Here is an 11,301-nt window from a genome sequence, read left to right on the forward strand (position 1 = left end):
TACAGTATTCACGATGTACAAATAGGTCACACTACGATGGGAAGAAATAAGGCTGTTGTCGCTTCGCGTACCCGATCCATTGATTGGGTGCGGGAAGCTTTTAGATTAAAGATAAAAACGATTAATCATGTATAATTTAGGCTCATCTGAACAAGCATGAGGTGTGTCTGCATGGCTCTACTGAAACCTTTGGGCGTCACTACCAAATTCGTACTCACTTTTATATCCATCCTGACGGTATCGATGTCGTTCATGGGCTATATTCTGTATTACCAGTCCTCTCATGCAGCTATCGCACAGGGGCAAATTCTCATGATGCAAAACGTGCTGCAAATGAGGAACAGCATGAATCAAAAAACGGACATGGTCCAGAACCTGTCTCAAATCATTGCCTTTGATCCGAAAATTCAAAATTTCCTCGGGACTGCTTTCTCGGGCGATCCCTTCCAATTGATCGATTACCGATACAACATCGCGCCGATTTTGGGTAATCTGATGCAGCAGAACACCTATATACACGCAATGCGGATCTTCATGACCAATAACGAGATTCCGGAGATGAACGATAGTTTCTTGCATCTGAAGCGTGTGCAGTCAGACCCTTGGTATGCTTCGTACATCCATTCAACGGTGGTGGGAGATTGGCAGGGGCTTCATACGGAGAAAAGCTTTATCGGCACTTTCGATCCTAGCGTCCAAAAGAAGGTATTCACTTACGACCGAAAAATCGATTCGTCCAATAGTACGGCGTTGGCTGGAGTCCTAGAGATCGAGGTCGATCGAGAAGTTCTGTTCGATGGACTAAAGAATCCGCAAAGCGAACATTTCGGGAGCATCTTCGTCGTTGACCGCCGAGGTGAGATCGTATCTAATAACGTGCCTCAACTGGCAGGCGAATCTGCCAAGTCGCTCGGACTGCCGATACCTGCGCAAGGCACCGAGATCAACAAAATCATGGACATAAAGGGAGTACGATCGATTGTGATTTCCGTCCCGCTCGGCGGGACGGAACTTTACGTTACAGGCGTTTTTCCCGTCAGTCCATTCATCGAGAGTATGAGGCTTTCGCTGAAATGGATCATCGTGATCCTCGTATCCTCGCTTATCCTGCTCAGCGGCTTCGTCACCTTTATTACCCATGCGCTTCTGCGTCGGATGAAAGTGCTCGTAAAAGCGATGAAGCAAGTACGAGAAGGATCGCTGAACGTATCGGTCCCCGTCGTAGCGAATGACGAGTTCAGCCAGATGGCGGTAAGCTTTAATCTGATGACAGCTCGCATTCACGATCTGGTCGAGACGGTCTACAAAAGCAGCATTATGGAGAAAGAAGCGGAGCTGCGGGTGCTCGAATCGCAGATCAATCCGCATTTTCTCTACAATACCTTAGCGACGATTTCCTGGGTGGCCCGCAAAGTGCATTCGTCCGAGATCACACATCTGTCCAATTCGCTGGCCAAATTTTACCGTTTGGTATTGAACAAGGGCAAGTCTGCTATACTCGTTCGGGATGAAATCGAGATGGTCAAGGCTTACCTGGAGATTCAGAAGTTCCGCTTCGAGGATATGTTTGATACGGAGTTCCGCATCGACGATCGTGTTCTTCCTTATATGGTCCCGAAAAATATTTTGCAGCCGCTAGTGGAGAACGCATTGTCGCACGGCATCGAGCCAAAATGCTGCCACGGCACGGTCATTATCGAAGCAGGCTTGCAACAGGAGAGCATCGTCATTCGCATCATCGACGACGGGGTCGGCATGACACCGGACCAGGTTGGAGCGGTGTTGAAGGGACAGGTACGCCGGACGAGCGGAAGCGGCTTTGCGGTTAAAAATATTATCGAACGATTAAACAGTTATTATGTCAACAACTACAAGCTTGAATTGTTTAGTCGCCCGGGAATCGGTACGGTCTTTGTCATTACGCTGCCGAAGGAGTGAGTTACCCTTGTTTACCTTGCTGATAGTAGAAGATGAAAGGTGGGAACGGGAGGGCCTGGTCGATTTTCTCGACTGGAAGTCTATGGGGATCGAGATAATCGGCACTGCTTTCAACGGCTTGGATGGCGTCGAGAAGGCGTTCACCCTGCGGCCAGACATCATCATTACAGATATCCGTATGCCGGGAATGAATGGGCTTGAGATGGCTAATCGCATTCGCGAGCAACTCCCGGATGTGCGTTTCATCGTGCTTACGGGATACAATGAATTTGAATACACCCGGGAAGCAATTTTCCTGCATGTGGACGACTACGTGCTCAAGCCAGTGGAAGAGGTAGATATGAAGAACGCGATGGCAAGGGGTCCTGAAGGAATGCGAGCTTATCCGCAGCAGGAGGCAGGATCATGTGAGGCTGCAGGAGAAGCTTCAATTCGGAGCGAGAATGGCGGCGGAGAAGCGGCTTTCGGAGCTGCTGCATGAAAGGATTGATCAGGAGCAGCAGGAGCATGACCTTCTCGCCGGAGCGGAAGATCTTCGCGCTAATTTCTACGACGCAATGGTGATTGCCCCGATGGATTCGGCCCTGCGCGAAGAAACGGTCCGAAGGCTAATCGGCAGCCCGTGCTTCATCGTAAGCTGCGACGAGCTTTCTGGCGGAATGGCGGTGATCCTGCCGGACCCCGGACCTGACACGGTTTCGTCGGAGACAGCCGCGAAGATTCTGCTCAAGGAATGGAGCGACGCGCGGCCCTATATGCCTGTGATCGGGATGGGACATAAGGCAAATAGTCTCCCCATGCTGAAAAAGTCTTACCGGCAGGCTTTGAACGCGGCCAAGTACGGGGTGTTTTACGGTCATGCCGGCGTCATAACCGCCGAGGTGGAAGAGATGGCGAGAATTCGGTTCTCCAAACAGGCAGGGGAATTTCTCGCCGCCTGGCAAGAGATGTCCCGGCAGCTCCGGCTTCACCTGCTCGCGCTGCATAAGGAAGAAGTCTACACGCAGCTTGAAACCATGATCAAGTTGATTACGGATGCCACCGGGGCCTATGTCGCGGCGCTGCTGAACTCGCTCATCATTGAGCTTTCGGTGCTTGCAGACGGTCAGGGAGGGAACAATGGGAGTATCCAGCAGTTTCTCGCGATGAACCGCCTTCAGGACATGCACGACTATGTGCGGAATTACGTAAGCGAAATCATCCATCTCCTGGACGAGAAGATGAACAACAAAGATAAATATATCATCGACAAGGTCATCCGCCTGATTGACGAGCGGTATGGATCGGGCGAGCTCAGCTTGACGGTTCTGGCGGACGAAGTGTTCGTCTCTCCGAATCATCTGAACACGATGTTCAAGAAAATAACGGGAAGAACGGTTCACCAATTCTTGGTGGATACCCGGATGAGCAAGGCCGAGGAACTGCTTCGCACGACCAAGCTCAAAGTATCCGAAATCGCGGGCAGCATTGGGATGTCCAACATATCTTATTTTTGCTCGATCTTTAAACAGGAGTTCGGACTGAGTCCGGGTGAATACCAGGAATTGATGCAGCGGCCATAAAGGGTCCTTATGTATATGTGTGCCGGCCGCTAACAGAGCGGCGGGCAATCCTGGATGCGATCTTAACGGAGAACCAGGCTTTTAAACGCGTGCTTCAGGTAAATGACGCGGGCAAAGCCTTGTTTGATATCGAAGCAGCGAAGCCTGGACTGGATTGTCGGGGGACAAGAACAAAGTCCCATTGAAAGTCGCTATTTTAGCGGCTTTTTTGTTTTATCGGTACAAGTTCTTGTCCCGATCGGTTAGGAACCGTTATTGTTCTTACTTGCTGACTCATTCTCATTTCCCCCAAATATTTTTGATTATCAGATGCACGTAATGTAGCTGATTACTGTAAAATCACTCCCCAGCCATCCTAAACTATGACATACAGTTGTCAAATTACCCCTGATACAATCAGTTCAAATTTAAGATATGGAGGGTTAGACCGAATGAACGAGAACCAAACGTTGCACAATGAGAACCGTACCATCACCCCCTGGATCACTACCCAAAGCACTGAGAAGTTGATTGCCTTTTTGACTGCTGCTTTTGATGCGCGGGAACTTGGCAGGGTATACAATGCTGACGGAAGCATTGGGCATGCAGAGGTAGGCATCGGCGATTCAAAAATTCTAATGTTTGATTCTCCTGCCGAATGGCCATCGTTTCCTTGCTTAATTCGCCTGTACGTGGACAACAGTGATGAAATTTATGCTCAAGCTATAAAGGCAGGCGCTATTTCCATGACGAAAGTGATAACCCAGGCATGGGGGGAACGGGGTGGAAGAGTCGTTGATCCATTTGGGAATGTATGGTGGATAACCTCTAAAGTAGAGGATGTTAGTCCTGAAAAAATGATAGAGCGCTCAAAACAGCAAGAGTATATCGATGCTATGGAATATGCACAAAAGAGCTTTAATCCATTTTTGACGGATGCGAGAAATCGTTGAAGTTCGACAAAGGCATTACAAATAAGGATGAACGAAAGACTACCGTTTCATCCTTATTTCTGTGTCTGCCACATAGCCGATGAGACAAACTCAGTCACTAATGCGACTCATGTCGAGGGACAAGAACATAGTCCCACTGAGAGTCGCTATTATAGCGGCTTTTTTGTTTTATCGGAACAAGTTCTTGTCCCGAGTCGAGGACAAGAACTTGTTCCGATTACCGTAATGGACAAGAACGTAGTCCGATTACCGATTAGATAAGTATCCCAACAGGGTACCCATGCAAAAATTCATTAAGCTAACGGGCAGGATAGTTTCAAGGATTTATAAAGGAAAGGATCCACAAAATGTTCTTCCTTTGCTTATCATTGCTGGGCTTCCTAAACCAGTGTCAATCCTCCGTCCAAGACAATGATTTGTCCGGTGGAGTATTGTTCGCGCATCAAATAGAGAAACGCCTCGGCGGCATCCCCGGGTTCTCCAACGCGCCCCGCCGGGACGGAGTTCGTAATAGATTCAAACATCGCATTCCGCTGTACATCAGGAATCCCATTCCACATTTCTGTGCGCATAAACCCTAAACAAACTGCGTTGACTCGCAGCGGAGCGAGTTCTACGGCCAGTGCTCGAGTCAGCGCCTCAGTCCCACCGGAAAGACTTGCCCCGATTATCCCACCTTTCCGCGGCCGCATTCCGATTGTGCCTGAAACCAAAGTAATAGAGCCACCTTCTTTGATGTGACCACTACCGTATTTCGCAGCCATCAGCGCTCCCCAGTATCTCAAGTTGAATAATTGACGCGCTGCATCGATATTCATCGAGAGGAGAGTCGCTGGGGGTAGAGGATCGCCTGCGCTAAAAACCAGATGGTCGAATTGACCAATGTCATTGAACAATTGGCGAACCTGCGCCTCGTTCGTAAGATCAACCGCGTAACCTTCCGCGTCGTGTTTGAGTCGGGTGATAGCACGATCCACATTCTCCTGGCGGCTGGATACAACAACGACAGACGCACCTTCGCGTGCCGATCGTTCCGCTACTGCGTAGCCAATGCCGGAGGTTCCGCCAAGGCAAACCACCCTTTTACCGTTCAAACCTCGTTCACAAGATGACAGACTCATCCTTAATCATTCCTTTCGCTTTACATAATGTTGCATTACGCTTAAAGTTTAAACTATGAAGTTAAGTTGAATGTCAAGTCCCTAATTGAGGAGAATCGCATGAAAATTCACGAGTTAGCACAGAAGACAGGTTTGACACCTTCCGCAATTCGTTATTATGAAAAAGTGGGGCTATTGGATTTACGCCATGTTCGACGCGGAGAAAATAACTATCGCTACTATGGCGAGGAGACAGTCGAGCACCTTCAGCTCATAATAAAAGCTCAGTCCGTAGGATTTACAATATTGGAACTTAAAGAAGTGGTTCAAGCTGAAGAGACAAGTGAATTGCCATTGCCTATGATGATTGATCTCCTTCACCGAAAGATAAAGGAGATTGATAGGAGACAGTCTGAATTGGACCAAGTAAAAGTTCATCTTGCACGGATACTAGCACATAAGATGGCGTTACTGAATGCTGAAAAATAAGAAGATGTGCGGATCTAGAATGAGGAGATCGGCTAATTACGCTAACGGGGAACGATAGCTCAATGAAGACATTTGAAGGCAGCCGCCCCAAAAGCCGGCTGCCTTTTTCTTAAACTAACGGGCAGGATATTGTAATTGTAGATTCACCCGTCTACTTAGGGCGATCAACGGCGCTTGATGGATGCCGAAGGACAAGAACATAGTCCTATTGAAAGTCGCTATTTTAGCGGCTTTTTTGTTTTATTCGGTACAAGTTCTTGTCCCGAGCCTAGGACAAGAACTTGTACCGATTGCCGTAATGTACAAGAACATGCCGATTACCGATAATATAAGTATCTAACATTGAAACCGAAGATATCATCATCCATAGAAAACGAAATTAAGACAACAAAGCTTTTAAAAATTATATTAATCATTGACACCTACGGGAAAGGATCCCGTCAGCTGATTTTATTACGAACACATGTTCGATAAATTCGAATTTTGTACGTGTGTCTGAAAATAGACAACTGTAGATTTATTTCTTATTTTTGCTTGCTGCTGTCGTAGCTAATTCGGCGCCTATCCTGCCGGCATGATGGGCATAGCCGCCGACGGTGCTTCGACGATTCGGACGATGTCGAATCTGAATGAGAGCTTACCGTGGGCGCAGCTGAGGGTCGTGCCGATTCTGGGAGGGCTGATCGGGGTCCTGCATGACGGACGGCAATCGGCGAACGGCGCTGACGAACGAGTCGGGCGAGGCGGTATGATGGCGCGCGGAGTTTGCCGAGGAGACGGAGGCCTCCGGTGTTCTGCTCCATAACGGTGCCGCTTTCCGCGCGGATCGCGATCGCGGCACCGACGAGGCTGGCCGTACGACGATTGCCGCAACCGTGCGGATGCTTCCCGGCGCAATTCACACGGTAGAATAGGCGCGGCCGTAGCGTTTCAATCGATAGCCCGGTTTCCGGGATCAAGCGGAAAATCCTGCTGATATGGCTCATTTATTCGCGCCCGCTCGCTGCAGCGTAGCGATTCTTCGGGACCGGCAGCCCCAGGTTGCCGCAGCGTATCCGATTCGTATTCCAACCGGTAAAACGTGGATTCTTGTCCTTTACCTTTAACGGTACAAGTTCTTGTCCTCCGACATCAGGATGCCAAGAGTAATAAAAATAGTCCCGTATAGCTTCGATGCTAAACATATGTACAAAATACGAGTTTTGTGAAAAAGTACCAAAGAAACGGCCGGATGAACGGCCAATTTTTCTATTTTTATATATTCACACTACTTCAATCACTTATCCATATTGTTAACGGCTTTTCTCATCTCTTCATCCGTTAAATGCGTATAGATCATCGTCGTCTGGATCGATGAATGCCCCAGCTGGTTCTTCAGCCTCGGTACGTCGTTGTTCTCCAGGTGGTAGCGGGTTGCGAAGGAATGTCTCAAGGAATGCACCGTCAGTGCCGGTTTACCAAACGCTGCAGCGTATTTTTCGATCAGTTTCTCAATCGATCTCGGTGTTAACCGCCGGCTTTTTCCTTTGCGTCCGATCGGTGCTGCTATAAATAAGTAATTTTCCGATTTTTCCGGTACATATCGCGTTTCCCGGATTTTTAAGTAGCTTTCCAGGTCTAATAAGGCTTGCTGGCTAAAATATACATATTGTTCTTTGTTGCCTTTACGCAGCACGCGCACTTGGCCTTTGTTCATATCCAAATCCTCAATATTGATTCCCGCTACCTCGGATAAACGCAGTCCTGACCCGAGTATCAGCGATACGATGGCTGTATCCCGCTCACGGTTAAATTCGTGGAACCGGACCATACGTTTGTTGCTTTTGTTCAGTTCACCGAAATCATGTGCCACAAACTGCCGGAACTTCTCAAAATCGTCTTCACGTAAAATTTTGCCCTCAATGCGGTTCGCGACGGTTTCTTGGCTTTCCTTAATGGAATTAAAGTCGATCTTGGCCATCACATTTCGTTGAATATACGGCTTGAGGTCCGACGTTTCAGCCTTGTTTTGCAGGTAATCAAACAACGACTTTAACGCCGACAATTTCCGGTTGATCGTGTATTTGTTGTTGCCCAGCTGATACTCCAGAAATGACAAGAAATTTTCGATTTCGCGTACGGTCAGTGATTCCAGAACATTCAATTTAATGTCTTTGCGATCATCCGCAGCCAGTTTCTCAGCCACAAGCCAATCAAAAAAGATGAGGTAATCGTGGCAGTAATTCAGCAGCGTCGTGTGCGACAGCTTGCGTTTGCGGCTATCGATGTATTCGGTCACGTACCAAGGAAGCTCCGCACATTTATCATCAACGCGTTTCATGTAATGCAGCTTCGTGTGTTTATCCATTTATTGCTAAACCTCCTTATGTACAGAATAACTTATATGTATTTATTCGTCAAATTATTATTTTACGTAATTATAAAGTATAAAGATGGCCTGGCCTTATAGATTCATCTATTCATCTTAGTCACTATTCAGTATGCGGCGCTTATTCCATCACATCCTCTATACCCAAGCTCCAAAAAGCTCCGCGATACTTATTATCATCTACATTGTGCATTAGTGTTAGTGTCAGTTGGCTTAGCTTATTAATTTATATATTACGTCATCGAACAATCACCCAGTTATAGATTTGCACCGCTTATGGACAGTAATTTCATCTAAATCGTACTTATAATAATGAGCCTGATCATTTATTTCCGTCTATTTAAAAAGCACAATAAAACCGCGCTTATGCGCGGCTATTATTGCTAAGTTGTTCTTATTGACCCAACCACTTAGACCCGGTTAGGCCAAATAACCACCATCTTGATCATAATTACTTAATTGTCACCGGCAGCACCCCGCCGGCTTTCAGTTGGCCTAGCAGCACTTTGATCCCGGCGGCTGTATTTGGCTCCTGCTTACCGTAAACTGCGATACCAGAACGCACGTTCTGAATATAGATCGTCTCATACGGATTGCCCAGCGATAACAGCGTATAACGCTTGTTACGTTGGTTCATCTCATCGATCAACGTTTGATCATCGGCCCAGCCAAACTGACTGGCCACGTTGCGGAACTGATATGAAGCCAGGATAACGTAATCCGCTTGATCCACCGCCTGAAGCGCCTCATTCATTTGCGGCTTGCTTCAGCTGTCTCTCGAGCTGCTTCGCCTGCTCCTCGTCGGCTGCGACAATCGNAACCCGATCGCCTTGACGAATTTGATCCGGCTGCGCACCGTCACGGCCGGCTAACAAGGTGACCGCTCGCTCTGCGATTTCCCGCTCCACTGTGCGATGCTTCTCGGAACCAATGACACCGTCAAGCGCGGCCAATTGCTGCGTAAGGCTTTTGCTGCGGTCAAACAAACCGTATTTCGCTTTCAGCTCCAAAATCCGTTTCACTGACGAATGGATGGTTTCGATCGGTATCGCCCCGCTCTTCACCGCGTTCACCAGCGTTTGGTGCGCGGCTGCCGGATCTTGCGGCATGAGAATGATATCCACACCTGCGGAAACGGCACGCACCACCGCTTGATTTTCGCCAAAATGCTCCGCGATTGCATTCATCGTGAAGGCATCGGAAATGATGACGCCTTTGTATCCAAGCTCCCCTCGGAGCAGTCCGGTCAGTACCTTCTTGGATAACGTAGCAGGAATCGGTACGCTGCTTCCGTCCTTGAGCGATGTGACGTGATCGTTATCTACAGCTGGAAACGCAATATGTGCGGTCATGATCATCTCAACTCCGTTATCGATGGCTGCCCGAAACGGTTTGAGCTCCACCGCTTCGAGCCTCTCCCGATCATGTGAAAGCACCGGCATTCCCAAATGGGAGTCTACAACCGTATCGCCATGGCCGGGAAAATGCTTGACCGCCGCGATCACTCCCGATTGCCGCAGTCCTTGGATCTCTGCGAGACCCAGTCGTGTCACCAAATCCGGATCCGAGCTAAACGACCGCATTCCGATAATCGGATTATCCGGATTGCTGTTAATGTCGAGCACCGGCGCAAAATTGACCTGCAGCCCGAGTGCCGTTAGCTCCTCCCCGGTCAGCCGTCCGGCCGCTTCGGCGAGCGTTGTATCTCCGGTTGCACCCAGCGCCATTTGACCCGGCAGATTCGTACCTCCGGGGATTCGTTTAACGACCCCGCCTTCCTGGTCGATGCCAAGGAACAGCGGAATGTCGCCTGCCTCCATCTGCAGATCATGTGTCAGAGTGGTGACCTGCCGAGCATCTACGATATTTTTGTCGAAAAGAATAAGTCCGCCCAAATCCTGATCATGGATGCTGCGTTTGACTCCTTCATTGACCGTAGTCGTCACTTGCCCGTTCCATTGCCTGATGTCAGGCATGAGCATTTGGCCGACCTGCTCGCTGACCGTCATGTAGGACATCAGCTTATCCCAATCCTGTGCCTGAATGGCTCCTTGACGTTCGAAGCGAATGACCCGCGACATAAACACAGCAAACTCCGCTCGCGTCACAGATCGGTCCGGACGAAAGGTGCCATCTGAATATCCGCCGATCAATCCGTTGGAGCTCATCATGAGAATAGGCGCTGCCGCCCAATGCTTTGCTGTATCCGTCAATGTTACAGGTTTCTGGCCTTTTACGAGTGAATAGGCCCGTGTAAGAAACGCTGCCGTCTCGGCACGGCTCATCGGTGCATCCGGATGGAATGTGCTGTCAGGAAACCCGCTGGCCAGCCCATGTTTAGCGGCAATGGCAATTTCAAGATAAAAAGGATGGTTCTTAGGCACATCTGTGTAGGTCATGCCGCCGTCCGCTTCTCGCTGCAGCTCCTGCGGATAAAGCTCCCGCACCATGAAAGTAACGGCCTGCGCTCTTGTGACTTGCCTTTCAGGCATAAATTTCCCATTGCCATATCCGGCGACGGTTCCCCGTTCGGCCATATAGGTGATGCCGTCTTCCGCCCACTTCGAGTGCTGCAGATCGCTAAATCGTTCTTCCGCAGCTGCGCTTCCTGCCCATACGAGCACAGAACCGAGTACGGCACCGAATATCGTTATTAGTTTCACATTCATCTGTTCCACCCCTGTTGCTGTTCTATATACGTTGATTAGACGCGCTTGATGTACCGTTTGTTGCGTTCATGCTCTCACACCCGACACATCATGAAAAATGGATTGCCTCCTCTACAGGAAAAAACGTTACCCTCAAGACACGATTCCTAAGGAATTACTCTTTCCCTTCTATATATCCGCTGCTTTTACGCAAAAAAAAAAAGACCGCCTGCACAGATGCCGGGGCCTGATTACGAATGGTTT

The 11,301-nt window shown here is 48.9% G+C and carries 9 protein-coding genes; 5 read left to right on the plus strand and 4 right to left on the minus strand.

Translation table 11 applies throughout. From position 1 onward, the window contains the following. Nucleotides 1–171: 171 nt before the first annotated feature. From CPT76_RS10320 to CPT76_RS10335, 4 genes are all read left to right on the plus strand, one after another. Nucleotides 172–1,938 carry a sensor histidine kinase gene (locus CPT76_RS10320; protein ID WP_181152781.1) on the plus strand — a complete coding sequence of 589 codons (1,767 nt, stop codon included), beginning with the start codon at nucleotides 172–174 and terminating at the stop codon, nucleotides 1,936–1,938. Between the two features lie 7 nt (nucleotides 1,939–1,945). Next, nucleotides 1,946–2,419: a response regulator gene (locus tag CPT76_RS10325; protein WP_105442851.1), complete on the plus strand. Its 474-nt coding sequence runs from the start codon at nucleotides 1,946–1,948 to the stop codon at nucleotides 2,417–2,419. Beyond that, nucleotides 2,346–3,500, plus strand: coding sequence for a helix-turn-helix domain-containing protein (locus CPT76_RS10330; protein WP_146116205.1), 1,155 nt, complete (start codon nucleotides 2,346–2,348; stop codon nucleotides 3,498–3,500). Before CPT76_RS10325 ends, CPT76_RS10330 begins: the two co-directional genes overlap by 74 nt. 431 nt (nucleotides 3,501–3,931) lie before the next feature. After that, nucleotides 3,932–4,432, plus strand: a complete 501-nt coding sequence (locus CPT76_RS10335; protein WP_105442853.1) for a VOC family protein — start codon at nucleotides 3,932–3,934, stop codon at nucleotides 4,430–4,432. A 380-nt stretch (nucleotides 4,433–4,812) separates the two neighbouring features. Here the strand turns inward: CPT76_RS10335 and CPT76_RS10340 are convergent, their stop codons facing one another. Beyond that, nucleotides 4,813–5,553 (minus strand): SDR family oxidoreductase, encoded by a 741-nt coding sequence (locus CPT76_RS10340; protein WP_105442854.1) that lies wholly within the window; start codon nucleotides 5,551–5,553, stop codon nucleotides 4,813–4,815. Nucleotides 5,554–5,652: 99 nt separating this feature from the next. Between CPT76_RS10340 and CPT76_RS10345 the strand changes: the two genes are divergently transcribed. After that, complete coding sequence (locus CPT76_RS10345) at nucleotides 5,653–6,021, plus strand: MerR family transcriptional regulator (protein ID WP_105442855.1); 369 nt, start codon at nucleotides 5,653–5,655, stop codon at nucleotides 6,019–6,021. Nucleotides 6,022–7,297: 1,276 nt separating this feature from the next. Here the strand turns inward: CPT76_RS10345 and xerS are convergent. From xerS to CPT76_RS10360, 3 genes are all read right to left on the minus strand, one after another. Next, on the minus strand, nucleotides 7,298–8,368 hold the full coding sequence (gene xerS / locus CPT76_RS10350; RefSeq protein ID WP_105442856.1) for a tyrosine recombinase XerS: 1,071 nt from the start codon (nucleotides 8,366–8,368) through the stop codon (nucleotides 7,298–7,300). 472 nt (nucleotides 8,369–8,840) lie between these two features. After that, complete coding sequence (locus CPT76_RS10355; RefSeq protein ID WP_105442857.1) at nucleotides 8,841–9,143, minus strand: hypothetical protein; 303 nt, start codon at nucleotides 9,141–9,143, stop codon at nucleotides 8,841–8,843. After that, nucleotides 9,136–11,058 carry a glycoside hydrolase family 3 N-terminal domain-containing protein gene (locus CPT76_RS10360; protein ID WP_105442858.1) on the minus strand — a complete coding sequence of 641 codons (1,923 nt, stop codon included), beginning with the start codon at nucleotides 11,056–11,058 and terminating at the stop codon, nucleotides 9,136–9,138. Before CPT76_RS10360 ends, CPT76_RS10355 begins: the two co-directional genes overlap by 8 nt. Nucleotides 11,059–11,301: the final 243 nt, after the last annotated feature.

It is taken from the genome of Paenibacillus sp. AR247, from assembly GCF_002968895.1.
GTDB lineage: Bacteria > Bacillota > Bacilli > Paenibacillales > Paenibacillaceae > Paenibacillus_AQ > Paenibacillus_AQ favisporus.